This window comes from Pseudomonas coronafaciens pv. oryzae str. 1_6 (assembly GCF_000156995.2).
Lineage (GTDB): Bacteria > Pseudomonadota > Gammaproteobacteria > Pseudomonadales > Pseudomonadaceae > Aquipseudomonas > Aquipseudomonas tremae.
The window spans coordinates 2,167,650-2,192,416 of sequence record NZ_CP046035.1; the positions used below are offsets into that span (position 1 = coordinate 2,167,650).

Annotated in this window: 31 protein-coding genes; 9 read left to right on the forward strand and 22 right to left on the reverse strand. The window is 56.3% G+C overall.

The window, feature by feature from the left end; genetic code table 11:
* Nucleotides 1-172: 172 nt before the first annotated feature.
* Nucleotides 173-1,204, forward strand: coding sequence for a quinone-dependent dihydroorotate dehydrogenase (locus POR16_RS09655; protein ID WP_053932298.1), 1,032 nt, complete (start codon nt 173-175; stop codon nt 1,202-1,204).
* Nucleotides 1,205-1,357: 153 nt separating this feature from the next.
* On the opposite strand, the gene rmf is transcribed toward POR16_RS09655, so the two are convergent.
* The gene (rmf, locus tag POR16_RS09660; protein ID WP_002553055.1) at nt 1,358-1,573 is read right to left on the reverse strand and encodes a ribosome modulation factor; all 216 of its coding nucleotides are present in this window, start codon (nt 1,571-1,573) and stop codon (nt 1,358-1,360) included.
* A 588-nt stretch (nt 1,574-2,161) separates the two neighbouring features.
* On the opposite strand from rmf, the gene rlmKL reads away from it, so the two are divergent.
* Nucleotides 2,162-4,414 (forward strand): bifunctional 23S rRNA (guanine(2069)-N(7))-methyltransferase RlmK/23S rRNA (guanine(2445)-N(2))-methyltransferase RlmL, encoded by a 2,253-nt coding sequence (gene rlmKL / locus POR16_RS09665; RefSeq protein WP_122381108.1) that lies wholly within the window; start codon nt 2,162-2,164, stop codon nt 4,412-4,414.
* Between the two features lie 211 nt (nt 4,415-4,625).
* Nucleotides 4,626-7,016: a sensor domain-containing diguanylate cyclase gene (locus POR16_RS09670; RefSeq protein WP_005897515.1), complete on the forward strand. Its 2,391-nt coding sequence runs from the start codon at nt 4,626-4,628 to the stop codon at nt 7,014-7,016.
* A gap of 85 nt (nt 7,017-7,101) precedes the next feature.
* Here the strand turns inward: POR16_RS09670 and dacB are convergent, their stop codons facing one another.
* Nucleotides 7,102-8,568 (reverse strand): D-alanyl-D-alanine carboxypeptidase/D-alanyl-D-alanine endopeptidase, encoded by a 1,467-nt coding sequence (gene dacB, locus POR16_RS09675; RefSeq protein WP_005897518.1) that lies wholly within the window; start codon nt 8,566-8,568, stop codon nt 7,102-7,104.
* A gap of 314 nt (nt 8,569-8,882) precedes the next feature.
* On the opposite strand from dacB, the gene POR16_RS09680 reads away from it, so the two are divergent.
* The gene (locus POR16_RS09680; RefSeq protein WP_005732557.1) at nt 8,883-9,227 is read left to right on the forward strand and encodes a YggL family protein; all 345 of its coding nucleotides are present in this window, start codon (nt 8,883-8,885) and stop codon (nt 9,225-9,227) included.
* 80 nt (nt 9,228-9,307) lie between these two features.
* On the opposite strand, the gene POR16_RS09685 is transcribed toward POR16_RS09680, so the two are convergent.
* The 4 genes from POR16_RS09685 to POR16_RS09700 all read right to left on the reverse strand — a co-directional run bounded on the left by POR16_RS09685 (nt 9,308) and on the right by POR16_RS09700 (nt 11,663).
* A complete protein-coding gene (locus POR16_RS09685; RefSeq protein ID WP_005897521.1) occupies nt 9,308-9,877 on the reverse strand; it encodes a response regulator in 570 nt (189 codons plus the stop codon).
* Nucleotides 9,878-9,970: 93 nt separating this feature from the next.
* A complete protein-coding gene (locus POR16_RS09690; RefSeq protein WP_005897524.1) occupies nt 9,971-11,074 on the reverse strand; it encodes a phage integrase Arm DNA-binding domain-containing protein in 1,104 nt (367 codons plus the stop codon).
* Complete coding sequence (locus POR16_RS09695; RefSeq protein ID WP_002553062.1) at nt 11,055-11,297, reverse strand: excisionase; 243 nt, start codon at nt 11,295-11,297, stop codon at nt 11,055-11,057. The genes POR16_RS09690 and POR16_RS09695 overlap by 20 nt, the downstream gene beginning before the upstream one ends.
* 36 nt (nt 11,298-11,333) lie before the next feature.
* Complete coding sequence (locus POR16_RS09700) at nt 11,334-11,663, reverse strand: hypothetical protein (RefSeq protein ID WP_005897528.1); 330 nt, start codon at nt 11,661-11,663, stop codon at nt 11,334-11,336.
* Between the two features lie 124 nt (nt 11,664-11,787).
* Here POR16_RS09700 and POR16_RS09705 point away from each other — a divergent pair, with 124 nt between their 5' ends.
* Entirely contained in the window at nt 11,788-12,000 is a 213-nt protein-coding gene (locus POR16_RS09705) for a hypothetical protein (protein ID WP_005897532.1), read from the forward strand.
* 169 nt (nt 12,001-12,169) lie between these two features.
* Here the strand turns inward: POR16_RS09705 and POR16_RS09710 are convergent, their stop codons facing one another.
* The 5 genes from POR16_RS09710 to POR16_RS09730 all read right to left on the reverse strand — a co-directional run bounded on the left by POR16_RS09710 (nt 12,170) and on the right by POR16_RS09730 (nt 15,467).
* The gene (locus POR16_RS09710) at nt 12,170-12,931 is read right to left on the reverse strand and encodes an ASCH domain-containing protein (protein ID WP_122381107.1); all 762 of its coding nucleotides are present in this window, start codon (nt 12,929-12,931) and stop codon (nt 12,170-12,172) included.
* Nucleotides 12,928-13,263 carry a hypothetical protein gene (locus tag POR16_RS09715; RefSeq protein WP_042932682.1) on the reverse strand — a complete coding sequence of 112 codons (336 nt, stop codon included), beginning with the start codon at nt 13,261-13,263 and terminating at the stop codon, nt 12,928-12,930. Before POR16_RS09715 ends, POR16_RS09710 begins: the two co-directional genes overlap by 4 nt.
* A gap of 479 nt (nt 13,264-13,742) precedes the next feature.
* The gene (locus POR16_RS09720) at nt 13,743-14,141 is read right to left on the reverse strand and encodes a hypothetical protein (protein ID WP_005897537.1); all 399 of its coding nucleotides are present in this window, start codon (nt 14,139-14,141) and stop codon (nt 13,743-13,745) included.
* Between the two features lie 202 nt (nt 14,142-14,343).
* Entirely contained in the window at nt 14,344-14,943 is a 600-nt protein-coding gene (locus tag POR16_RS26270; RefSeq protein ID WP_005897539.1) for a hypothetical protein, read from the reverse strand.
* Nucleotides 14,940-15,467: a hypothetical protein gene (locus POR16_RS09730; protein WP_042933093.1), complete on the reverse strand. Its 528-nt coding sequence runs from the start codon at nt 15,465-15,467 to the stop codon at nt 14,940-14,942. The genes POR16_RS26270 and POR16_RS09730 overlap by 4 nt, the downstream gene beginning before the upstream one ends.
* Before the next feature lie 45 nt (nt 15,468-15,512).
* On the opposite strand from POR16_RS09730, the gene POR16_RS09735 reads away from it, so the two are divergent.
* Entirely contained in the window at nt 15,513-15,932 is a 420-nt protein-coding gene (locus POR16_RS09735; protein WP_005897543.1) for a hypothetical protein, read from the forward strand.
* Here POR16_RS09735 and POR16_RS09740 read toward each other — a convergent pair.
* Entirely contained in the window at nt 15,929-16,786 is an 858-nt protein-coding gene (locus POR16_RS09740; protein ID WP_005897545.1) for a phosphoadenosine phosphosulfate reductase domain-containing protein, read from the reverse strand. The genes POR16_RS09735 and POR16_RS09740 overlap by 4 nt on opposite strands.
* Nucleotides 16,787-16,851: 65 nt before the next feature.
* Here POR16_RS09740 and POR16_RS09745 point away from each other — a divergent pair, with 65 nt between their 5' ends.
* On the forward strand, nt 16,852-17,634 hold the full coding sequence (locus POR16_RS09745) for a hypothetical protein (protein WP_147460270.1): 783 nt from the start codon (nt 16,852-16,854) through the stop codon (nt 17,632-17,634).
* A 132-nt stretch (nt 17,635-17,766) separates the two neighbouring features.
* Here the strand turns inward: POR16_RS09745 and POR16_RS09750 are convergent, their stop codons facing one another.
* Nucleotides 17,767-18,174 (reverse strand): hypothetical protein, encoded by a 408-nt coding sequence (locus POR16_RS09750; RefSeq protein ID WP_005897549.1) that lies wholly within the window; start codon nt 18,172-18,174, stop codon nt 17,767-17,769.
* 105 nt (nt 18,175-18,279) lie between these two features.
* On the opposite strand from POR16_RS09750, the gene POR16_RS09755 reads away from it, so the two are divergent.
* Nucleotides 18,280-18,600: a hypothetical protein gene (locus POR16_RS09755; protein WP_005897552.1), complete on the forward strand. Its 321-nt coding sequence runs from the start codon at nt 18,280-18,282 to the stop codon at nt 18,598-18,600.
* 102 nt (nt 18,601-18,702) lie between these two features.
* Here POR16_RS09755 and POR16_RS09760 read toward each other — a convergent pair whose 3' ends face one another.
* From POR16_RS09760 to POR16_RS09780, 5 genes are all read right to left on the reverse strand, one after another.
* Entirely contained in the window at nt 18,703-19,515 is an 813-nt protein-coding gene (locus tag POR16_RS09760; RefSeq protein WP_005897555.1) for a YfdQ family protein, read from the reverse strand.
* 26 nt (nt 19,516-19,541) lie between these two features.
* Nucleotides 19,542-19,889 (reverse strand): hypothetical protein, encoded by a 348-nt coding sequence (locus POR16_RS09765; RefSeq protein WP_005897557.1) that lies wholly within the window; start codon nt 19,887-19,889, stop codon nt 19,542-19,544.
* 88 nt (nt 19,890-19,977) lie between these two features.
* Entirely contained in the window at nt 19,978-20,565 is a 588-nt protein-coding gene (locus tag POR16_RS09770) for a hypothetical protein (RefSeq protein WP_005897559.1), read from the reverse strand.
* A complete protein-coding gene (locus POR16_RS09775) occupies nt 20,565-20,903 on the reverse strand; it encodes a hypothetical protein (RefSeq protein ID WP_005897562.1) in 339 nt (112 codons plus the stop codon). The genes POR16_RS09770 and POR16_RS09775 overlap by 1 nt, the downstream gene beginning before the upstream one ends.
* 137 nt (nt 20,904-21,040) lie before the next feature.
* Nucleotides 21,041-21,286, reverse strand: a complete 246-nt coding sequence (locus POR16_RS09780; RefSeq protein ID WP_005897565.1) for a helix-turn-helix transcriptional regulator — start codon at nt 21,284-21,286, stop codon at nt 21,041-21,043.
* A 407-nt stretch (nt 21,287-21,693) separates the two neighbouring features.
* On the opposite strand from POR16_RS09780, the gene POR16_RS09785 reads away from it, so the two are divergent.
* Nucleotides 21,694-22,002 (forward strand): DUF1654 domain-containing protein, encoded by a 309-nt coding sequence (locus tag POR16_RS09785; protein ID WP_005897566.1) that lies wholly within the window; start codon nt 21,694-21,696, stop codon nt 22,000-22,002.
* Nucleotides 22,003-22,154: 152 nt separating this feature from the next.
* Here POR16_RS09785 and POR16_RS09790 read toward each other — a convergent pair whose 3' ends face one another.
* From POR16_RS09790 to POR16_RS09805, 4 genes are all read right to left on the reverse strand, one after another.
* Nucleotides 22,155-22,571, reverse strand: coding sequence for a DUF6941 family protein (locus tag POR16_RS09790; RefSeq protein ID WP_005897568.1), 417 nt, complete (start codon nt 22,569-22,571; stop codon nt 22,155-22,157).
* Nucleotides 22,565-23,284, reverse strand: coding sequence for a type II toxin-antitoxin system MqsA family antitoxin (locus POR16_RS09795; protein WP_005897570.1), 720 nt, complete (start codon nt 23,282-23,284; stop codon nt 22,565-22,567). Before POR16_RS09795 ends, POR16_RS09790 begins: the two co-directional genes overlap by 7 nt.
* Nucleotides 23,281-23,670 (reverse strand): hypothetical protein, encoded by a 390-nt coding sequence (locus POR16_RS09800; protein ID WP_005897572.1) that lies wholly within the window; start codon nt 23,668-23,670, stop codon nt 23,281-23,283. The genes POR16_RS09795 and POR16_RS09800 overlap by 4 nt, the downstream gene beginning before the upstream one ends.
* Before the next feature lie 224 nt (nt 23,671-23,894).
* Complete coding sequence (locus POR16_RS09805; protein WP_005897574.1) at nt 23,895-24,728, reverse strand: S24 family peptidase; 834 nt, start codon at nt 24,726-24,728, stop codon at nt 23,895-23,897.
* Nucleotides 24,729-24,767: the final 39 nt, after the last annotated feature.

The following is a 24,767-nucleotide window of genomic DNA, read 5'->3' on the forward strand; positions in this document are numbered from 1 at the left end:
CGACGCCGTTGTCCATGCACCACTCCGTCGTTGGAATGAATGCCGATTACCGTTTAAAGCAAGGCATATGCCATCGTCAGCCGACAGGAAGTTTAACGTGCGCTCGCCTGAGCTGCCTGCACACGTCTATAATCGCCACCCTGAATTCAGCTGCTCACGAGCCTATCCCGCCATGTATAACCTGGCCCGCCAGTTACTGTTCAAACTTTCCCCGGAAACCTCCCACGACCTGTCGCTTGACCTGATCGGCGCAGGCGGTCGGCTGGGCCTGAACGGCCTGCTGAGCAAGTCGCCGGCAAAGCTGCCGGTTAACGTGATGGGCCTGGAGTTTCCCAACCCTGTAGGGCTGGCGGCCGGGCTGGACAAGAACGGCGCTGCCATCGATGGTTTTGCGCAACTGGGTTTCGGGTTTGTCGAGATCGGCACCGTGACGCCACGTCCCCAGCCAGGCAATCCCAAGCCGCGTGTTTTCCGGCTGCCGCACGCCGAGGCCATCATCAACCGGATGGGCTTCAACAATCTTGGTGTCGACAACCTGGTGTCCAGGGTCAAGGCGGCCAGGTACAGCGGCATTCTGGGCATCAATATCGGCAAGAATGCCGATACGCCGGTCGAACGGGCAGTGGACGATTACCTGATCTGCCTGGACAAGGTCTACGCACACGCCAGTTACGTCACGGTCAACGTAAGCTCGCCGAACACACCGGGTTTGCGCAGCCTGCAATTCGGTGACTCGCTCAAGCAATTGCTTCAGGCCTTGAGCCTGCGTCAGGGTGAGCTCACTCAGTTGCACGGCAAGCGTGTACCGCTGGCCATCAAGATCGCCCCTGACATGACCGATGAAGAAACCGTGCTGGTGGCCGCTGCGCTGATCGAGTCGGGTATGGATGCGGTGATTGCCACCAACACCACGCTCAGTCGCAAAGGCGTTGAAGGCTTGCCGCACGGTGACGAGGCGGGTGGGCTGTCGGGTGCGCCGGTGCTGGAAAAAAGCACCCATATCGTCAAGGTACTGGCCGGCGAGTTGGCGGGGCGCATGCCGATCATTGCTGCGGGCGGCATCACCGAGGGCAGGCATGCAGCCGAGAAGATTGCGGCGGGCGCCAGCCTTGTGCAGATCTACTCAGGTTTCATCTACAAGGGCCCGGCACTGATTCGTCAGTCGGTGGATGCCATTGCGGCCATGCCACCCAAGACAGACTGATTAGCAGGATGTGGTTCGACGGTCAAAAAAAGGGGCTCTTCGAAAGAGCCCCTGGGCCTCGGCCCGCCGCCCGGGTCGGGCGTGCATGGTGCAGGTGTGAATCAGTCAGTCATGTTGATAGCCCGATGGAGGCCTGACAGTCTTTGTGTCGCCTCATCCGACCGCGTGAAGTTCGTTGAGTCTGTGGATGCCCGCAGTGCCGGTCATACCGTCCCAGTTGTCGCCGCGTCCTTCGCGCCAGCCATTGATCCATGCCTGGCGTACTGACGGTAGAGTAAAAGGGCAAAGCTCACGGGATTTGCCATGAACGCCGTATTGATATCCGCGTAAAAATGCTCTTTCCAACGGATCACGCTTAAGTCTTCTCATAGGGTAATGCCCTCGTCTGTTGACTGTAATATCCCTGAGACCCCGTGATGAGGTCGGGCAGAATCTTCTGCCGTTGGTGCCCGCTGCCGGCGTGGCGGGCCTTGATGCCATCACCGTTGCAATGATGACCTGTGGTGATTTCTAACCAAACCACAGGGCGGTGTGAATGATCGTTTTGTCATAAGCACGTCACATTCAGGTCTGTCGAGCAATAAGCAGCGACTAACCGTTCGTGCGACTTTTGACCAATCCCTGTCGAATCGGGCACTTGAGCACGTATTGAGATCGCTTATCAGCCGCAGGTAATGGCGGTATGCCTTATGTAATTAAGCGACGAAGGGTCGTCAACCCACCGTAGAAATGTGACTTTTCAAATTGGCGTTATCCAGACGCAGCTTTTCATTGACGACGTCGTCGGCCCTGATATCTGTTCTAATACGCCCGAAACTGCCGCAATGAGATGACACAATCATGCGGTGGACCGGCACACATAACGTGCCACGCAGGCGCTCTCCACGAAAGACGCCTGTTCAAATCTGGCAGGGCAATGCGTTGCCCGCCGCTGACGGCTCAGGCCCTGGAATACACATGTCGGATCGCTACGAACTGTTCCTCACTTGCCCCAAAGGCCTTGAAGGTCTGCTTGCCGAGGAAGCCACTGCACTGGGCCTTCAAGAGACCCGCGAGCACACTTCAGCCATTCGCGGCTCCGCCGACATGGAGACCGCTTACAGGCTGTGTCTCTGGTCGCGCCTGGCCAACCGCGTGTTGCTGGTGCTCAAGCGCTTCCCGATGAAGGACGCCGAAGACCTTTACCACGGCGTGCTGGATGTCGAGTGGCATGACCATCTCGAGTCGGAAGGCACCATCGCGGTGGAATTCAGCGGGCATGGCTCGGGCATCGACAACACCCATTTTGGTGCATTGAAGGTCAAGGACGCGATCGTCGACAAGCTGCGCACGCCTGATGGCGAGCGTCCGTCGGTGGACAAGATCAACCCGGACTTGCGGGTACACCTGCGCCTTGATCGTGGTGAGGCGATTCTGTCGCTCGACCTTTCCGGTCACAGCCTGCACCAGCGCGGCTATCGTCTGCAGCAGGGTGCTGCGCCGCTCAAGGAAAACCTTGCTGCCGCGATTCTGATCAGGGCCGGCTGGCCGCGCATTGCCGCCGAGGGTGGCGCGCTGGCTGACCCCATGTGCGGTGTAGGTACCTTTCTGGTCGAGGCCGGCATGATTGCCGCCGACATTGCCCCCAACATCAAGCGCGAGCGCTGGGGTTTTTCTGCGTGGCTCGGCCACGTGCCTGCGCTGTGGCGCAAGCTGCACGACGAAGCCTTGGCGCGTGCCGAAGCAGGGCTGGCCAAAACCCCTTCGTGGATTCGTGGCTACGAGGCAGATCCTCGTCTGATCCAGCCGGGCCGCAACAACATCGAGCGCGCCGGGCTGAGTGACTGGATCAAGGTTTACCAGGGTGAAGTGGCGACCTTCGAGCCGCGTCCGGATCAGAACCAGAAAGGCCTGGTGATCTGCAACCCTCCTTACGGCGAGCGTCTGGGTGACGAAGCCAGCCTGCTGTATCTCTATCAGAACCTGGGCGAACGCCTGCGTCAGGCCTGTCTCAATTGGGAAGCTGCGGTATTCACCGGTGCGCCTGATCTGGGCAAGCGAATGGGCATTCGCAGCCATAAACAGTATTCGTTCTGGAATGGCGCCTTGCCGTGCAAGTTGTTGCTGATCAAGATAACTCCCGATCAGTTTGTCACCGGCGAGCGTCGCACTCCCGAGCAGCGTCAGGTCGAGCGCGATAACCCGGTCGAAGTCGAAGAAGTTGAAAGAAAACTCAACAAGAACGGCAATCCGATCAAGCCAGAGCCGGTGGTCGTCGAGCAGGCGCGCCTGAGCGAAGGCGGGCAGATGTTCGCCAATCGCCTGCAGAAGAATCTCAAGCTGATGGGCAAGTGGGTGCGCCGCGAGGGTATCGACTGCTATCGCGTGTACGACGCCGACATGCCTGAGTACTCACTGGCGATCGACCTGTATCACGACTGGGTTCACGTTCAGGAATACGCTGCGCCCAAGACGATCGATCCGGAAAAGGCTTCCGCCCGGTTGTTCGATGCGCTGGCTGCTATTCCGCAGGCGCTGAACATCGACAAGAGTCGCGTGGTGATCAAGCGTCGCGAGCGCCAGAGCGGCACAAAGCAGTACGAACGCCAGAGTGCCCAAGGCCAGTTTCTGGAAGTCAGCGAAGGCGGTGTCAAGCTGCTGGTCAACCTGACCGACTACCTGGACACCGGGCTGTTTCTCGATCACCGCCCGATGCGCATGCGCATCCAGCGTGAGGCTTTCGGCAAGCGCTTCCTCAACCTGTTTGCCTACACCGCGACGGCAAGCGTCCATGCTGCCAAGGGCGGCGCGCGCAGCACCACCAGTGTCGACCTGTCGCGTACCTACCTTGACTGGGCTCGTCGCAATCTGTCGCTCAACGGGTTTTCCGACAAGAACCGTCTGGAGCAGGGTGATGTGATGGCCTGGCTACAGGCCAATCGAGACGAGTACGACCTGATCTTCATTGACCCCCCGACGTTCTCGAACTCCAAGCGCATGGAAGGGATCTTTGATGTGCAGCGCGATCAGGTCGAGCTGATCGACTTGGCAATGGCACGCCTGGCACCCGGTGGCGTGTTGTATTTCTCCAATAACTTTCGCAAGTTCGTGCTTGATGAAAATCTCGCCCAGCGTTACTCGGTCGAGGACATCACCGCACAGACCATCGACCCTGACTTTGCCCGTAACGGCAAGATTCATCGCGCCTGGAAAATAATGGCGCACGCCTGAGATCAAGCGCAATGAGCTGGTCTGTAGCATTCATACAGGCCTGCTCATCGCCCTGAGAGGGATTGCACTCGGGAAAACAGGCGAGTTGCGGGCCAGCATGGACACCCAACTGAAATAATCACTGGCCCTATGAAAATTATCGGCGAGTGGCTATAACTGAAGTCATAGCCAGCTTGACGCTTCAGTTCGTTGGCGTCATGAGTTTCTGCCGATGACAGTGAAACGTTTCAGGCTCAGAGTATTGAGTTTCATCAGTGGCCAGCTGTCGCCCTGGCTTGTGGCTGTTCTGGCTTTTCTGGTCGGTGGGGCGCTCACCGTCATGTTGGCGGTGGCTGATAATGCGTTGTATCAACGGCAGTTGCGTCAGCGTTTCGACATGCTGGCGGCCGAACGCTTCAGTCGTCTCCAGGAGCGCCTCGACCGACAGGTCACGCGGCTTGATACCCTCAGTCGCTTCTTCATTTTCTCTCGGCAGGTCGAACCGTCAGAGTTTGATGGCTTCGTTGCACCTTTGCTGCTTGGAACCCAGGCGTATGCCTGGAACCCCAAAGTCAGCCGGACCGAGCGGGCTGCTTTTGAAGCACAGGCACGCAAGGAGGGTTTGACCGACTACGCCATACGCGAACTCGACGAGAACGGCGCGCTGAAGATAGCCGATGTACGGGACGAGTATTTCCCTGTGCGGTTCATCCAGACCCTTGGTAAGGTGCCGCCGCCGCTGGGTCTGGATATTGCGTCCGAGCCGGTACGCCATAGTGCTATCGAGCGTGCGCGCCTGCTCAAGCATATTGTCGCGACGCCGCGCATCCGTCTGCTGGCCCTCGACCCGTCCGATATCTACGGTATTTTGCTCGTGGCACCGGTTTTTTCGGTGTCCTCGCCGTCTTCCGGGCTGAAAGGTTATGTCACCGCAATCATCAGTCTGGCGCAGTTGATGAATGTGGGCACTGTGGAGCAGGACAACCTTTCGGTGACCATGCAGGACCTGAGCTCACCGGCAAAGCCCGAGCAGGTCTACCAATCGCCGGTTGCCGCAATAAACAATCAGCTTTACGCCAGCAGCTTGCTGAGCCTGGGCGACAGGGATTACCTGGTCGAGGTACGGCCGACGCAGATTTTCAGCCAGAGCAATCAGATCGTGATGCCGGGTCGGGTGATGTGGCTGGGCGGGCTCCTGAGTCTGATGCTCAGCGCCTTGCTGTACAGCCTGATCAGTCAGCGTCAGCGGGCCTTGCAGCGCGTAGCTCAGCGCACTCGCGAGCTACGCCAGCGCGAGCTGCAGTTGCGGGCCGCCCACGGTCAGTTGCGCAACGTGCTCGACGCTGCGACCGAAGTGGCCATCATCGCCACCGATCTGGATGGCCTGATCAACACTTTCAACGTTGGCGCGCAGAAGATGCTGGGTTACGCGCAAGAAGACGTGCTCGGCAAATTTAGTCTGATGGACCTTTATCAGTCCGCTGAGCTGGAGTTGCGGGCGGGCAGCCTGAGCAGGGAACTGGGCCGGCCGGTCAGCGCCTCCCAACTGATGTTTCTCGATGCCGTGCAAGAGGGCAGCCACCCGTCGCAGGAATGGACCCTGCAGCGCAGTGATGGCAGCACTCTGGTCGTGGACATGCTGGTCACGGCCGTGCGTGACGATCAGGGGCTATGGACGGGCTATCTGGCCGTGTGCCTCGACGTCACGGAGCACAAACGCGTCAACGAAGCCCTGGCCGAGCAGGGGGAGCTGCTGAAGAAGCTGGGGTCTCAAGTGCCTGGCGGTATTTACCAGTACCATCTGGGCGTCGATGGCAGTGCTCACTTCAGGTATGCCAGCGCAGGCATGAGCGAATTGTTCGAAGTCGACGAAGCACAGCTGTTGGAGGATTCCGATGCGGTCCTGCGGCGCATTCATCCAACGGATCTGGTGCGGGTCAAAAGTTCGATCCTTGCCAGTGCAAGGCACCTGACGGCGTGGAGCGAAGAGTATCGCGTCGAGCTGCCCAGCAAGGGCCAGCGCTGGCTGCGCGCGGCGTCTACACCCGAGCGGCTGGCCGACGGCAGTGTGTTGTGGCACGGATTTGTGTCAGACATCACCGACCTCAAGCGAGTCGAACAGGAGCTGCGCGAGCTGTCGGTCACCGACGTACTGACTGGCGCCTACAACCGGCGTTATTTTCAGGACCGGATGCAGGCTGAGCTGAAAAGGGTCGATCGGCACGGCGGTCATTTGTCGATCATCATGCTCGACATCGACCATTTCAAGCGCATCAATGACCGCTTCGGGCATGCCGCAGGGGATCAGGTACTCAAGGCTATCTCGGAAAAAATCAGTCACCGCCTGCGCAGCGATGACGTGTTCTGTCGCCTGGGCGGCGAGGAATTCATGGTGGTGTGCCCCGGCACCCGCGGCGCACAGGCTTACCAACTGGCCCTGAGCCTGCGTGAAGAGTTGCGTAATCAAGTGATCGAAGGCGTCGATCATGTTGTTACGGCCAGTTTCGGGATTGCCAGCTTGCGTGCAGGTGAGGGGATCGACGCGATGTTGCTGCGTGCCGATTCGGGCGTCTATGCCGCCAAACAGGCTGGTCGGGACCGCGTCGAACCCGAGCAGCCGTGATCCGGTGCATCCACACAGCGCGCTGATGTGAAACAGCAAGGCCCGCTGCGAAAGCGGGCCTTCATGACGCAGGCAGGGACGTTATTTATTGCTGGATCGAGACCGTCGTGCTGGCAAGCTTCGGCTGGCGATACAGGTCGATCAATACTTCATCCAGTATCGAAGACGCGCCGAACGGACGCGGATCGTTGAGGATAGCCACGACCGCCCAGGTATTGCCATTGCTGTCGCGGCTGAAACCGGCGATGGCTCGCACGGTGTTCAGGGTGCCGGTCTTGATATGCGCCTCGCCCAGCAGAGGGGTGCGTTTGAGACGTTTGCGCATAGTGCCGTCAAGCCCGGCCAGCGGCATCGAACTCATGAACTCGGCGGCATACGGGCTGCGCCAGGCAGCTTGCAGAATAATCGCCATTTCACGTGCGCTGACTCGCTCCGCGCGGGAAAGCCCCGAGCCGTTTTCCATCACCAGATGCGGCGCGGTGATACCCTTTTTCGCCAGCCACTGACGAATTACGCGTTGTGCGGCCTTGCCGTCGTCGCCGTCCGCGTCATTACGAAACTCTTCTCCCAGGCTGAGGAACAGCTGCTGGGCCATGGTGTTGTTGCTGAATTTGTTGATGTCGCGGATAACTTCCGCCAGGTCCGGCGAAAAAGCCTTGGCCAGCAGTTTGGTGTTGGCAGGTACTACGCCAACCCGATCCTTGCCCAGAATGGTGCCGCCCAGCTCCTGCCAGATAGCCCGCACTGCGCCAGCCGCGTAAGCCGGGTGATCCAGCAGCGAGAGATAGGTCTGGGAGTTGCAGCCATTACCCAGTTGACCTGTCACGGTCACGTTCACGCTGCCGTCAGCCTGGGTCACCGGGTTGTAGCGAACGTCTCCGCTGCACTGCTTCGAAGCGCTGGCCTTGACCTGATTGTCGATGTGGATTGTGGCGATGGGCGGTTCGACGGAGACCAGAATCTTGCCATCATCGTTTCGGGTCACGAAGCGCAGGGCCTTGAGGTTGACCATCAGCGCGTCGGGTTTGACCAGAAACGGCTTGTTGGTGTCGTTGCCGTCATCGTTGAACACCGGCAATTGCGGCTGCACGAAATGGCTGCGGTCGAGGATCAGGTCACCGGTCACCTGCTGCACCCCGTTGGCCCGCAGGTCACGCATCAGCAACCAGAGTTTTTCCATGTTGAGCTTTGGATCACCGCCGCCCTTGAGGTACAGATTGCCGCGCAACACGCCGTTGCTGAGGGTGCCATCGGTAAAGAATTCGGTTTTCCACTGGTGCGTAGGGCCGAGTATTTCCAGCGCCGCATAGGTGGTGATCAACTTCATGGTGGAAGCCGGGTTTACCGACACATCGGCATTGAAGACTGTCGGTGTACCTGGGCCGTTGAGCGGCAGCATAACCAGCGAGAGCGCATCATCGCCGAGTTTGCTGGCTTTTAAAGCCTGTTGAACCTTGGGGGGCAGCGTGGTGTTGACGACGGCAGCGTAGGAGGGCAGGGCCAGTGGCAAAAAAAGCGAGGCGAGCAACAATGGACGTAACGACTTGATCATTGACTAAAACCCTACTGCAAAGAGGGAGATAAAAAAGAGGGCATGGATGAATTCCCCCGGTAACTGTTCGATAACTATAGTAGTGAATTCGCTGCGGTTTTTTGTAATACATAAAGCTGCGCCGCGAACGAGCGGCATTATGCCCCAAGCGGAACCGGGTTGTGACAGAGGTAGGGCGCGGAATCGCGATTTTTTATCGACCTCGTTCAGCAGTCGCCGACATGCCATGTTCGGATTGCAAACAGCAATTGTCGGGCTTTTAAAACGCCAAGCTGGTAAAGTGCCGCCCGATATTTATTGATGAGGATTGTCCCATGGCCACTAACCGCTCCCGCCGTCTGCGCAAAAAACTGTGTGTGGACGAGTTCCAGGAATTGGGTTTTGAACTGAACCTGGACTTCAAGCAAGAGCTGGATGACAAGGCAATCGATGCTTTCCTTGATGCTTTCCTGAAAGAAGCAATGGAAGCCAACGGTCTTGGTTATGTGGGCGGCGACGACTTCGGTCTGGTTTGCCTGAGCAAGCGTGGCTCGGTCAGCGAAGAGCAGCGTGTTGCTGTCGAAGCCTGGCTCAAAGGCCGCAGCGAACTGACAGAAGTCACTGTCAGCCCGCTGATCGACGTCTGGTACCCGGAAAAAGAAATCAACCCGGCCGCCTGATGTGAGGGGAAGCAGGCATAGCCTGCTTCCCCTGCTGTTCCCCGCAATGCCCCCTCCGCTACATTGTCTCCCGGTGTTTCTCAGTCAGGTTTGGCCTGCTGCAGAATCAGTGCATCCTCAAGTTCGATCATCGCCAACTCGATGGCCTTCTGGCAGAGATGAAACTGCTCATCTGTCACGTCGGCTTCGCAGGCCTTCTCTAGTTCGTCACACGCTTCGACCACCCGCGAGGCGCTGATGATGCGGGCTGCGCCCTTGATCCTGTGCGCCAGTTCGACGGTCTTCCCGCGATTGTCTTCCAGTGCCAACCTGGCAAGTGACAACCGGTCCTCGTGGTTGCTCTGCAGCAATTGGGCGATCAGGCGTTCGACCATCTCCGGGCGGTTGCCGGTCAGGTTGCTGACGCTGTCGAGGCGGAAAGGCAGCGCGGCTGTGCGCCCCAGAGGAGATATCGTGCCTAGTCGCTCGCTGAGCGTCGACAGGCTGATGGGTTTGAACAGGCAGTCGTCCATGCCCGCAGCCAGGCAACGGTCTATCTCGTCTTGCTGGGCATTGGCCGTAAAGCCCCACAGCGGGCAACGGGGCCGGGCTGACGAGCCTTCCAGGGTGCGGATGGCGGACGCCATGTCATAGCCGCTCATGATCGGCATGTTGCAGTCAGGAACACCACGATAGTGTAACTACTTGATTTTAAAGGGGGTAAAATCCTCCCCAAAACTCCCCCAATATATTCCTAAAACGAATTACGCGACGTCGATCCACTCCGACCCGCGACCATCCTTATACATCTCAGTCATCGCTGCGTTGCGGTGACCTAGGAGCTTCTGAGGATCACGGCCTTCTAACGCATGAAGTCGTGCGGCCAGGGATCGCATTTCATGGAAGCTGGGCGGGCTCGTACCTAAGTCAATGCCTAGAGCAGCAGCACCCTTATCCCTGGCTTCGGCAAAGGCCAGCGTCAGGGTATTCAGCTTTACTGGACTCCCTGCTTTTGCGACGGCGACCGTTCTCGCGTGATGCACCAGGTGCTTTGACAGCACCCTGTCTCTGCACATCTTTATTACGTTCGACAGGTCAAGGTCTATTGCTTCGAGCCTGAGGCTGGTGCTGATCCGCAGGCGAGCGCCGGTTTTCGACTGAATGACATGCAGGAAGCCGTCATGCTCATCCTTGAACAGCATCGAGCCGATGTCGTCTCTGCGTTGGCCCGTGAGTAGAGCAAGCTCCATCGCACGCTTCAGCCAAGGTCTGTCAGTCGCAGCGTGAGCTGCTTTCCAGAGTTCGAGACTTAGACGTCCACGCTTCACTTTTGACCTCGCGGCCTTTGTCGCATCGACCGGGTTCAAGTCACACCATCCAGCCGCAATGGCTTCTGTGAATACATCCCTTAGCAGCGACCGCAATGCTTTGGACATTGGCGCTTTTCCTGCTTTGGTGAATGTGGCGAGGAACGTCGCGATATCCATTGTCCGAATACTGCGCATGTATTTTTCGCCGAAAGCATTGTTGATGACCTTGAGTCTGCTCTTGATGCTTCTGGTCGTGTGGGCGCTTAAGCCGCGTTCTGTGTAGATCAGGTCGTACTCGCCGAGCCAATCAGCGAATGTGCGGTCATCCACTGCGACTGGCTCTGCGATCCGTTGCGCCAATGTCGGCTTCAGTACGTCTGCATGATTGGCGGCGGCAGCTTCCATAATCGCTGCCGCCTTGTCCTTGCCCAGGCCGAACATGCGGCCGGTGACCGGGTCACGGTAGGTGTAGTAGGTATGCCCGTTACGCTTATCGGTCTTTCGATACAAGTTAGGCGGTAGGTCTTTTGACCCTGCTTTACGCGGCCTTGGAACCATTTCGTGCACTCTCTATTCGGCTGATCAGGCTTCCGCCCGTAATACGGACAATCGGTTTTTCGGGTTCGCTGTATTGCGCCTCGGCTTCTACATAGTAGCTCCGGCCATGCTTTACGGGTGCTGGCGCAATTCGTCCTTCGCGAGCCCACTTGCGCAGCGTGTTCAGGCTGGGCGGCGTCCGGAACTGGTCGGCCGCCCACTCGTCGAGGGTAACTTTGCTCATGATATTGCTCCGGGCCGCGCTGGGCGGCGGAAGGGGTTAATCGATCTGGTAGTAGACGTAGCAATCCACGGCTTGCCCTTGAAGTGACCTGTGCATGGCCTGAACTCCGGCGTATCGGCGGTTTCCTTGTCCTCCGAATGGCGCGCCCAGATGAAGCCCGCGCGAGTGGTAGGTGTTTGCTTTGGACAGGTAGCCGGGTAGTCCGCTGCTGATCACCGCCGCCTCGCGTACGCCCGGCATTGGAATTACTACCCGGTCAAGGTTCGCGCTGCCGCCATCGTTCTGGCAGGCTTCCGCGGCTTGTTGGCCTGCTTTAATCGCGATCCGAATCTTCGGCCCGAGTGAGGCCAGTTCGTCTTTATTCATGCGCACATCTCCGCCCGCCGATCACCGGCTGGCTCTGTAGGGAAGGGGATATCCGGCAGTTACTGCCGTTCACTGCTATGGTCCACACACCCAGCAGGAGCTGGCGCAACACCAAGGAGCGGTCATGGAATGCACCACAACCACGGACGAGGTCTACGGCCCGCGCAATGCCAGGCTCGGCAGGCGGGCTATCGACGGCAATGTCTGGTCAGGCAAAAAGATGATCTTCAGAATCATCGATGACCGGGTCTACTCAATGCACGATCAGTACCTGGGCGAGCTCAGGTATGGCATTGCGTCGACTGGCCGGGGGGAGCTGATATTTATCGTGAGGTAGGCGACAACCGCGACCGGCTAGCGTCCAGAGGTGCCGCAACGGCTCCTCACCCAGAGGTTTTGTACTTGCAAACATCCATTGTTTGGATTGGCTTGGCGATTTTCATTGTCGTTGTCATGGCAATTGCTGCGGCTTTATTCGCAATTTGGATATTGAATGGCGAATAGAGTCAGCTCTTCACACGCTTGAACTCGACTACCCAGACCCACGGGTTTGCGTTCCAGTTGCCTCCGACGGATGTCCAGAGCAGCTCGAACGATTTGCGCGGGTCAGCGCTGTATGTTTCGATCCCATCAACGTGCCACCACTCACTGAGTTCGGCATGATCGGTGTAAAGCCGTACGCCTTCGGCTCTGGCCTGATCCTCGCTGATATCCTGCAACCGCTCGACGCGCACGTCGGTGATTTCCAGCAGGATGCGGCTTGCCCAGCGCGGCATGTGGATGCTTGGAGTCCAGCCTGTGTATCCGCTTTGCGCAGGGCTGTTCATGCCGTGATCATGGTCTGGCTGCAACGTTCGGTAAGGGTGATGATGGCTGTGGTAGATCTTCGGATACGGGCCGTCAGCGCGATAAATTGTTTGGTAGGTCACGCCAGGCGGGCCGGGTATGCCGGCACGGCCTTGCTGCGTATAACGGCCGTCAGCTACCTGAACTGGATGAACGTCTTGCCAGCTTTCGCGCACCCACAGTCGGTCACCGGGCTTTCCGTATGGGCAGGCAATTGGGTATTCCATGCCTTCGTGGTCAGACGTGAAGTCGCCAAAGGCGTTGTATGGCCACCAGCCGTTACCGTGGTCAAGCATCATGAAGCCGTCCGCGTGCGCCTTGGTCGCTTTCACGGCTCGTCGCGTGACTGTCTTCTGGCCGGACAGGATGGCGCGCACCATCGGCGCGCTGAACAGGATCGGTCTTTCCTTGGGCTGGGTCATGGCGTCACCACCCGCCGTGCCCACCAGCAGACCGGGCCATCGTCTGTGTCATGAATAGCCAGGCAGAACCAGCCTTCACCATCAGGGCGATCCGGCTCCCAGTAACTGCAATCAGGGTCGCCCGCTTCGAAGTAGCGATCAGCAACAGCTTTGTCGCTTGCATACTCAAGTTCGTCCTTGACCACCTCGAGGCCTTGTTCGGCAATCCAGGCTTTGCACTTGTCGCCGTCACCCTCATCGAAGTCTGGGAGGTCGGGATGCTGAAAAAATCCGTTCTCGTCACGCTTAACGGGCCAGCTCTTAATTAGTGGAATGCGGTCGAGACGTTCGATCTCGGCCAAAATCAAGGCGCCAGCCTTCACCAAGTCGCGACGGCGGTCAGAACTGGGCTTGAATTTGTCTTGGCCCCAAGGCCACGCAGAGCTCATGCTTGTTGGCTGGCCCGCTAGTCTGGAATATACGGATGCCGCCTCGGCCATCTCGCCTTTAACGTAGGCGTCGTCGCGATAGAGCGAATAGCCCTCGGCCGATACTTGCCGCTGGCGCTCAGCTATGACGTCGCGCGCTGCGCTGTTTAGAGTTGGTGAACTTTTTTCGGGCATGACTTCGTCCTTGCCGCACACGCGGCTGACATTGAATTGATTGAGAGGGGGTGGTTACTGCGGGGTGTTCGGGCGCACCTGGCAAAAGTGAGGCCCTGTCAAACCCTTGGAGAAGCGCTTTATGAGTTCAAGTATCGGCATTTCGGCGTTGATACTCGGTTGTTTCGGCACTGCCTGGGCCGCTGCACGCCAGCAGGTTGGCTTGTTGGTCATGACTGGCCGTGGTTCAGCTTGGCGACTTCATCAAGGCAGGCATTCCAGGCGGAGGCTTTTAGGTTGTTAGCGGCGTTGCCCAGGCCATTCCATTGAAGCCGAGCAGGCAGCACCACCTTCGTCGTGGCGGGCTGATCGGCGAGAAGTTGGGCAGCAAGCTTCTTGCTGATCACCAAGGTTCGATCAGCCCCCTTATTGGAGTCGAAGATGTGGAGCAATTCTGTAATCGCCACCGGCTCGCCCTGCTGATCGCCTTGCTGCGCAAGTGCGAGCCGCAAGTCTTCGCAAAGGCGGCTGGACCAGTTCGAGGTATTGTTGGAGGTTGCGCACGCAAGGGCACGCTCTAGCAGCTCACGCGACACCCGCACGTCGTTCGGTTTGTTGGTCATGCCCATGATCGGCTCCGGGGGCGCAGAGGGTTGCGGATAGATTTGATCTCGCGGATAGCCTCGCAGCACATCGGGCAACTGATGGACTGATCGGACGCCGCTATTTCATAGGGTTCACTTGTGAGCTTGTCGTCAAAAGCGTCGAAAGCCTCACCGCACAAGGAAAACTCAGGCTGCACCGGGCTCGCGGCACAGCGTCGGACTTTGCTCATACCTGCTCGCCCCCGGCTGGTTTGCACATGATGGTTTTGATGCGAGCGCGGTGTATTGGGTTGAGCGCAGGTTGATCACGGATCAAAAGCAGCAACGCTTCCAGCTCATCACACCGCGCCTTGAGCCGGTCGCGCTCTTTGCGAAGCTCGCCTATGGCCGTTGTCACGTTCATGTAGCCGAGGCCGGTGGCAAGATTCCACACTTCGTCGTATAGCTCGGCCTTATACTTGTGCCGCTCAATCTCGGCCTGTAGCGGGGCGAGGTGGGCGCTGATCCGGCTAACCGCGCGGTCAATTCCCGCCTGAATGAAGGCCGGGGGCGGCTCGTTTGCTGGCGGGCTCGTACTCGTCACTGCCGCTATCATGCCTATCAAGGCTTCGGTCACGATCAGTTGCAGGTTGAGACCAGCAGCAACGAGTTCGGTCGCTGGCGGTTGAGGGGCTGCTGCAATCGCTGCGTAGAACTTCGACTCAAACTCCAAATCCTGACGGGCTGATATCGAGTCCAGCAAGACCATTGGCAGAGGCGCGTTGCGTGCTGCTCGCTTCATTTCTTCGGTCAAAACAACCGCAGGGCGCTTGTATTCATTGCTCATGATTTTTCCCCTGTGTATTCACGCCAAGCGACCTTCACGCCGTTGACCAGAAAGCCCCAGTCGCCTTTCCAGCGGCTGGTGATGAAGAGCGTGTACACGCCGCCGGGCGACACTTCGTCGATGCGATGGTATTCGCCGTGCTTGAGCTGGGCGGTGTCGCCCGCTTCTCGCCAGTAGTCGAGGTCGGTAGGATCGCTAGCCAGCCAAAAGTAACGGCGCTGCTCCTTGTAGAAGCCGCGCAGGATGACCGTGCGTGCATCCCAAGGATGGTCGTGCAGGTCCCGGTCGGCGTCGGGCCGCATGATGTGGTGTACCCGGATCGACCAATGGCACCATCGGAAGCGCCCGAGGTGAGTTCCCCTATCGTAGGCGTTGAACAGCCACCAGCGGCCCATGTAAACCTCTCTGCCATCAGCTGACCGTATGTGCAGGTATGGGGTGCGCTGGGCGCGTGTGATGAGCCAGGCAGCGATTGCCGGGCGCGCGAGTAGTTTGGCTAGCAGTCGCCAGAAGAGATTGAGCATAGAGATACCTCGACGGTATAGTCGCTGAATTTAAGGGAGATTCGAATGAAGCTTTGGAAGTGGTTTGAGCACAAACGTGTTATGAAAAGAATTCGCTTGGAAGAAGAAGCATTGCAAAGCCACTTCCCCCACGAGCCAGGAGACAATTGGCAATACTACGTTCAGGAGTCGGATAAGATTTATGAATGGCGTCAGCTCGTTATGACTAAGTATCTTTCCCGAATTGCTGACGATTTGAACGTGCCTCTTCCAGATCGTCGCGATAAGTCTCTGTGGGAAAGCGTTGATTTTGATAATGATCCTTCGCAGCCGAAATATCTAACCCCGAAAGGCGTTGTTGAAGCAAGACGATTAATACGAGAGGAACAGAAAGCGAAGAGGGAGGCGATTGCATTTTGGGTTCCTATCTTCTTTGGGTCGGCAGGTATGATTACCGGCATTATCGCCGCTTTAAAACATACTTAGTCGCCGCAAAAACAGGCAATCGCCTCGTCGTGGTCGGCGAACATATCGAACTGGGTGTCGGAGTAGTCAAGCATCTGTTGATAGCTCGGCCGGTCGAAGCGAAACAGCGCTCCGTCAGTGGTAGCGGCACTGCTCTGTGTAGCAGTGCGCTCCATCCGAGCCCACCAGTCGGCCTTGCTCCGGTCGCTGGCAATGATCGAGTAGACCTGCTTTGCACCTTTGAGAAAGCACAGGTCGCAGTTCCCTTCCAGGGTGCGGCCATTGATCGTTGGTAGCTCCAGATCAAACGGCTGAGCCTTCCAGAATTCTCCGATCTGCTGCACACCTACGCCCGCATCAGCCAGTGGCATCACCATCGTGGCGTGTTTGCTCTCTGTCGTGGTCTTGCGGTGCCGGATCTTCGCCACGCGCCGTGGCTCGTCTGCCCTGATGCCGGTCATCATGTCGACTGGCGTTTCCTCTGTGGAGCATCCAACCATCCGCAGATATTTGTGGATCACCCTGATTTTGAGGTCAATGGTGCAGAACCGTGTGACTGGGTTGGGCAGATAGCTGCGCTTGCGGATCAGCGCTTCGAACGGCTCGCCGTCTCTGCTGGCGGTTTCGTAGGTGACAATGGCGAAGCCTCGATCATCGTCGCGGTACTCAAGCCAGACGATGGGCACCTGCCAGCGCCGCGCGCATTCGTTTACAAAGTCGAGGGTGGCGGGGTGTTCCTTACCGGTGTTGGCAAACGTGACGATCAGATCGTCCAGATCATCGTTGGCGTCCAGCACCTGGCGCAGCATGTAGGCGCTGGTCCGGCCACCGGAAAAGCTGACGACCGTCGTCCCGCAAATTTTGTAAAGTGACATAATGTATTCTCATTAAATGAATCCCTGCAATCTTTCGAGATCCTTTGAAAAAACTGAGATAGAAAATGAAAACGGGGCGATGTGGTTTATGTAAGAAAGACGGCATTATTCGGAAAAGTCACTTAGTGCCGAAAGCAGCATATAGGCTTGTGCGAGATCCTAAAACTCAGGGTGGGGGATCGCCCTTGAGGATCGATACGCTTTCCCGTCGCGCAGGTAGAACAGACAAACAGGTGACGGCTGACTTTTTATGTGGTGCTTGTGAAATTCTTTTTTCGAGATTTGGTGAGGCTCCTGTTTCAAAGCTTTGGGGTAGCTATACTAGTTTCCCTATGCTGGATATTTTGGGCGCATATTTACCTGCATCAATCAGTCAGCGTAGATCTATTTATAATACCGGTAGTCTGCCTCTAGAGGTGCTAGATGCTCTTTACTATTTTGGCGTTAGTATTGTCTGGCGCGCTGCGGAGTGGCCTGCTAATTTCATCGGTGTGAATAGCTGTGCTAAAGTTTTTTCGCTGTCGAAACTAAAAGTTATTGAAAGTTACCTGCTGAATCCCTCTGGGAGAATTGGCGATATATTTATGGTTGTGGATGTTAATACTCAAAGCGGCTTGAACGGAATGTTTTCATTTCCGTCGAAAACAAAAGCTGAACATGCTAGTGCGATTCAGTTTGACTTGTTGGGGCTTCGTTTCATAGTGTTTTTCGGTCTCGACTTTCCGGATGAAATCCGAAGACTAAAGTCTGATTATGGTGATGACATGATTGTTACGACCTCTGATCACATGCAAAGCAATGCTACCAAGCAAATAGCGAGATTTTTGGACGAAAACAATATTGACTAAGGGGTGCGTCACTTAGGCTAATCAGTCGCAAGCGTCCATATCCTGCGAAATTGCGTTATACGAAGGCTATCGATTTGGGCGAACGGCTCGTTGAAGGCCTCAACACGTTCAGCGCAATAGGTGAGGGTGGGGCTAGGCGCGTCGGACCTTGAAGAAGCACATCGCTTTGCCGCTGTCGAAGCAGTCTTCCAAGCGCTTGAAGGCTTGGTACTTGGCCTGACTCGGCGTTGCTGCCCAGACTCGCTCAACGTAGTGCCGAGCGTCACCGATGTCATGCACCACATCGAACCAGTCGAAGTTTTTGGCCGTGATGACTTCGTATTCCTTGAGAGGCAGTTTCTCGGCCATTTCGCCGTACTGAACCTCGTGCGTAGGGTGGTAGTTGCTGATCCGCTTTTTAGGATCATCATCCAACACCACGCCGATGTAGTGGCCGCGATCAGCCAGGATGATCCCGGGCTTACCGTAGGCGATAACTCGACGACCTACCTCGGCGGGCACCTGATAGTGCTGCCGGACGTATGCGCAGTTGTGGCTCATGGATTATCTCCGGTCAGGCGCCGCCCTCCGTGTCCGGTGGTGGCAAATTGGTTTGACTTGGGTAATATCGGGGGTTCGGCATGGAGCCGACTCAAGGAGCTAAAAATGTATGCAGGTGAAGTGTCCGTAGACTCGATGAAAGCATTTGGCATTGACATCGATACAAGGCATGGCAAAGCAAATGAGTTAGCGGAGATGCTGAGTTTCTGTGTTGCCATTGCAAAAACGGGATTGCAAAGCCGTGTGATTAGCCTGTTCTACGATTCAAACAGCTCCTGCTGCACATTCGAACTGTGCCCTTCAGTTGAAGAATTCGACGAGGTCGCTGAAGGCATCAAGCGTGCAGCTTTAAAAACGATCGGTCAGTTCGAATGGTTTGGCATCATCAACCATGGAGCCCCGATTGAAGCTGATCTGGAGCTATAACTTCGTCACCTGGGTCGCGCCTAATCTCGGCCAAGCTTTGATTTCTGAATTCCAGCGCCACGTTTTCGTCAACCAGGATTTCGTGGCGCGGAACCTCATGCATCAGGCTGAGAAGCTGCCCAGTGACAGCTGCGCTGCATCACCTACCTTCACTTGCAGAACTGACTTGAACTCTTGCGCGATCTCTTCGCGCAGCACGTCCTCGCCGACCCAGCGCAGTTTCAGCACCGGTTGTGCGCCGCTGGTGATAACCGAGATTCGCAGGATGATCTCGCGCAGTTGCACGCCTTCAAACGGCACAGCCGAGAAGATCAGCGACGTGGGCAGGGTTTCCTTGCTGGTTGCCTCGATGGCATCCATTGCGCTGCGGCTGGCGCGGGTCTCGCTGACAGTGTGATCGCTTTCCGACGATGCCTTGACCGTGATCGTGCGCACGGCGGCGATGGCTTTGGCCAGTGGGATGTTCTGCAGCTCATCGCCAACCGCCGACAGCGTGCTGTGCCAGTCTTCAATCCAGTCGCTCATATCCTTCTGAGACATGGCCTTGCCACTTATAGCCTGCACGGCCTGATAGGCAGCGGTTGGCTTAAGCTTCAGCACGGCGCGATCATCTGCGTGGCCTGGCACTTCCTCGTTACCCAGGTTGAACAGCACCGAACAGGTCATTTCGTCCTGATTGATGAAGCCTTTCGCGTCGGCGACTGCGCGGTCGGAAATATATTTGGCGAAGTCCGCCAGGGAGTTGGTGGAGAACGTGCCACGGAAGCGGCTGCGGCCCGCGCCGAATTGCTCAAGGTTCACGACCTTCGCGCCTTCGGGCAGGACGATGGTGGGCGTGACGGTGTCCAAGACCTTGCCGTCCGCGATCAGCGCGGTGTTGGTGATCAGTTGAATTGCTTCTTTCGTGAGGGACATATTGCAGTTCTCGTGGTGGGTAGCGTTTACGTGCGGGGAACGATGGGTGCCTGTTCACGGGTGAACAGCTGGTCATGCTTTTCGGCGAACAGGGAAATGTTTCCGCCAGTGCCAACGTGCATTGGCGTATCCAGACTGGTGTTCTCGCTGCGCGTGCCGCGCTTGGTCGGCACCTTGTAATCGAGCTTGTGTTTGATCTTCACCTGGTGAGATTCACCGATCTGGGTGAAGTCCAGGGTGATGACCAGCTTCCCGGCCTTGCCGTGGTCAACCACACCGGCGGCGACTTCGGAAAGGGCGTGGCCGATCTGGCTGGCAAAAGCCCCGCCATTCAGTTCGTTCAGGAATTCGCTGGTGTCTGTCGGCTTCGACATGGTTGTTTCTCCGGGGGCTTGAGTCCACTGGGTGGGATGTTGAGTTGAAGAGGGCGGCGGCGATGGTTGGCGCGGGACTGCATGCGCCTCATTTCGGGCTTGGTCCTTGCAGCGGGTAGTCGATGTTGAATTCACGGATCAGCCGCTTGATCATCGTGTTACTCAGCCCGAGCTCGACGACGGCGGCCTTCTGCGATATGCCGCGATCGCGGGCGGCTTTGATCCGCACTACGTTCAATGCGTCAGCTACCGGATCGTGTTGATAAGGTATGAGGTTCGAGGTCGGGACGAACGCCGTGTATTCGAAGCCATGCACACGGGCCATTTTCCGAAGCCTGTAGATGCTCACGCCGGTTTTGCGCATGACATCGGTGATGGTCATCGTCTCGGCAAGCTTGCGGACGGCCTCTACCTGCTCACCGCGTGCGTGGCACTTGTCTGGAATCGCATCGTTCGGGGCTATTGCGCGTAATGCCTCTTTTGTGCGGCGCCGCGGTGCAGGCTGTTGCACGCTTGGCGCGCTCATACGGCCATAAGGCTTAGCCTGCGGCCTGACCGGGAAACCCTTCAGCGTTCCGATTACACCGCCGCGCTTGAGGAATTTCGCTACCTCGGCCTCGAGCGCTGCAGACCTTTGTTTGTTGCGCTGAATCGTGCTCAGCTCTGGACTGATCATCAGCTTGCACCGTACAGCGCGAAGAGAACGAAGGCGGTGGCGATGGCTGCAGTCCAGCGCAGCATGTGTGTCGCGATCGATGGCTGGCGTATAGGTTGCGTTTCCAGCTGCTCTGCGGCCTTGCAAGCCGCGCTGTGGCCGCGATGCACACCGCGCACAGCACCTGTCGAACGCTCGATGATGCCGAACTCGTTATTGCCGTTTGGGACCACCGTGAAGCGCGGCAGGGTGGCAGGGTTGAAGCGGCCAACCTTGTCGTAAAACTCGGCGGTGGAAAGGTTGCAGCGTTGGCGCAGGTCTTCGAGGATTGCACGACGCTGGCTGATTGTCTGATGCATGTGAGGCTCCTTGACCGCATTGGCCAGATGCCAGGCGCGGGTGACCAAACCCAGCCGTTAGACTGGCCTGGCACCTGCCGATGCGGTCGTTTGATTTGGGGGAGGGTGATGCAGGGTCCCGCTTTCGCGGTTTGAAGCTAGAGTGGAGTGATTATTTGTAGCTTGATTGCCTGGGCGACCATTGCGGTTCGCCTGGTTACTTTAAGCTTGAACATCGCGCTGCTGAGCCTTTTTTCGACGCCGTTGGAGGACAGCCCAGCAACCTTTCCAATCTCCTTGGATGTGAGACCTTGGGCAACATAAAGCACGAACTCAAGCTCGCGCGGCGCCAAGCCCCGACCAAGATGGCCTTTCCATTTTCCGACAGTGATCGTTTCTTCCATTCCTCGATCTTACATGCTGATCACACACGAGAGCACCTTCTAGTGAAGGTGCCGCACCGGTGCTTTTAAATCCTCAGCCAACCTTGCGGGCCGAATACCGGACACCGAAGCTGGCTGTGTTTCGTGTTGGTCCCTGAACTCAACTGCCGTCTGGCGTCAGGGTCTGTCTTTGACGATGTTAAAGAGTGGTCAATTCGCTAAGGCCCTGTTGAGGGGCTGTTGCGTTTCGATGCCCTAAATTTAGAAAACTAAACACAAGCCGTCAACATTTATTTTAGGAAACTTAACTTCCGCGTCGTCCATTTACATCCTAGGAGCTTGGACGTCAAGACTTACGGTTCCGCAATCTTCACGCTACTCTGTCCGAGCGCTGTTTTTATATACAGCATCAGAGCAGAGGGTACGGAATGGCGAAGAAGCAGCCTAGAACGGCAGTGCAGGAAGCAATAGCTGGTGTTGAGCGGCTTGGACTGCGGGTTTCAGGAATGATAAATCACCCTACCGCCCAGCAGCGACGATCGGTGACGATCCACCGTTTAGATACTGACGGTGATCTCGAGTGGGGAGAGGTACTGAGCGTGCTGTCGGAAACCGACACTGTGGACGTGACTATCAACGACGATGGATCGGTGACCCTGGACTGGGGAGCGCTGGACGACGACGATCCGACTGTGCAGGTCGTTGACGAATTAGAGGTGGTCAATGAATGTAGGTAATATCAGTCTTGCGAATCATTTGACTTTACCGCTCTCTCATAGATGAGAGAGCGAAAAATCAGGTTGTCAAGGATCGCAACAGCTGATGATTACAAAAAAACTAGAGGTCTCCCTCCATATTAGCACCTGTGGCGATAACGAACGCGTTTGCGCTACTCCAGTGATTCGGCGAACTGTTGACTAATATTAAAGTTGAATGGTACTTTCTTATCGTCAAAAGAGTACTCTACCTTGTGCTTGCCAACCGTTTTGAACTCTAAACCAATCGTTTTAAACGCGACGACTGTAATTCTATCACTTTTCGGCATGAGACCCTCTTGGGTTTCAAGAATCGTCACGCCGGTAGGATCTAATAATCGAATCCGAATGGTTGCGTCCTGAACTAAAGGCTCAAATGACGCGTAAAAAGCAAGTTGCTGAGCTCGCATTGGTGTGGGGGACTTATGATCCTTGATTTGGAATATCAGCCCTTCGGTATAGACGCCTATTAGCGAGACCTTGTGGCCAGACTCTTGGCGGATGTCTTCGCACAATATCATATTGAGCGGCTTAGGAGCTTTGCTTAGCATAGATTGAGTACCGGTGCAGATTTCGGTAATGACTGGCTGACAGGAAAGACGCTAAACTCCTTATACATCATCTCGTTAGCCGCACTTGTGACGGTTTGAATGCGCTCGGGCAGCTGCTTGTTAGCAGGGCCAAAATCAAAAGTCTTGGTGAAGAATTTCAATAACGATCCAAAGCTAATCGGGAATATTGGCAATGCTCCAGCAGCCGCGTTGGGAGACTCTAAACTTATTGAGACTATCTCTACCATAGTAGCTGGCGGGGATAGCGCAGTTGAGTGCTCGTTGTGGTACTGATTTGCTAGAATTTGACGCGACTCTTTGCTCTTGGCTAAGACTGTAAATAATTTTCGGGCTAACGCCGACGGAACAATAGAATGCGATTCATATTTAGAAATCGAATTGCCTGTAGCTCCAGTCATTATAGAGAACTCCTTTTGGGAGACGCCAAAATTGTTACGTAGCTCCTTGACTAAATAGCCTATAGCTCTGTCACTAGATTCGTGGTCGGCTAGCCAAGCTAGCTTAGCCTCTGAAATCATAGCGCTGTTCTGTACGACAAGTTCTGGCGTCTCGACCTGCTCGCCGCACACACAACACTCAAATGCCGGGAGCTCAAGCTCGACGCTGTGGCCTGGCATTGGCCGCGCAATGAAGATGTATTTAACTCTCTGGAGCGCGTTTAAGCTCGCGCATATAGGGCATTGATTATTCATTTTCTTTGCTGATGCAATGATTGAACACTGGTCACCGAGATGGTCGATTCACTAAATTTCATTTTTAGGTAAACTTGGCATTTAGCCCCATTTGGAGCAGTAATCCACGGAAAATAGACGTCCATTGCAATTTCCTTACCTTCTGGATCCAAAATCAGACGTTTTCTGTCGTCCCTGAGCAACCAAACATGGTCAAAGTCCGAGGGTGTTAGACTTCGGATCAAGTTACGCACGGCAAGTTCAGGCATTTCAAGGTTCTCCGCGTCCTGACGAGCTCGTGGAGTGATCGCAAATCCGTCCTCCCTAGCAGCCGCAATCTGCATCTTCTGCAAATCATACCGAGGTTGCTTGAGCGCAGTATTAACCATGATGGTTAGAAAAGCCAAAAAAAATCACGTATCTCTGAATAGGGGCTCTGGCCATCGCAGCGCCGTTTTTCCCTAGACCATTCCTTGCGCTTGTCATACGCCGTTCCGTCCCTTGAGTTTTTAATAAGCCCAATCAGCTCGATTGGCCGCGTTAAATTGTGCAGGCAAAGACCTCAAACGGGTAGAGCGTTCTGGTGAGACGAATACGGGGGGTTGGGGGAGGGAACCAACCTGCTGAATCGTCAAACTTTTCGGCCGTTCCAGATAAACAAAACCTTGGCATGGATGGCCACATCGTCGATCCTTGCCGTCTGATTCTCGTAGTGCTGGTTGTCAGAGATCAGCCGATAGTGATCTTCATTCAGACGCATCATCCGCTTGATGTACAGCTCCTGATGCCAAGTCAGAAGGTATATCCCCTCACCGATGAACTCGTTGATGCCCCGATCAACGATGACGAGGTCCTTGTCGTTGATTGTGCCCTCCATGCTCTGACCCCAGCCGGTGATCATCGCCAGAGCGCTGGGAGAGCTATACGAAACGCCTTTCTCGCGCAAGATATCTTCCCGCACCACGAGGTTTCGCACCGCTTCGTTGTAATCGGCGGGCACCTGACCATGGCCCATTGCGCCGCGCACGTCGTACTGCGGGATTAGGATTTCTTCTTTCCTTGGGCGGAGGTTCGCATAGCTGGCTGGTAGCAACGTCTGATCGCTTTCTGCGGTGCTATCTGACTCGAGCTCTGCGGCTGCTGCCAACATCCTCTCGCGCACCTTCTCCGATAGATTTTTCCCCGCCTTGGTGGCGAGCATATGGGCCACCAATTCCGCGCTGGTAGATCCGAACTTCGGCTCAGTTGTTGTGACATCAATAGCGGAACCACTGCCTTCGGACAGCCAGTCAGGCGAGCACTTAAGCGCTTTCGCTAAGGCGAGCAGGTTTTTTCCCTTCGCACCATTGGTGCCAGAGACCCAAAAACTGACGGTTGCTTTAGATACACCCGTCAGCCTACTGATGTCGGTCGCGTTGAGGCTCAAAGCCTTCATGCGCGCGGAGACGCGATCTTTGAATTCCATATTTAGGATTCTAAACAAATCGTTGTTTAGATAACTTGC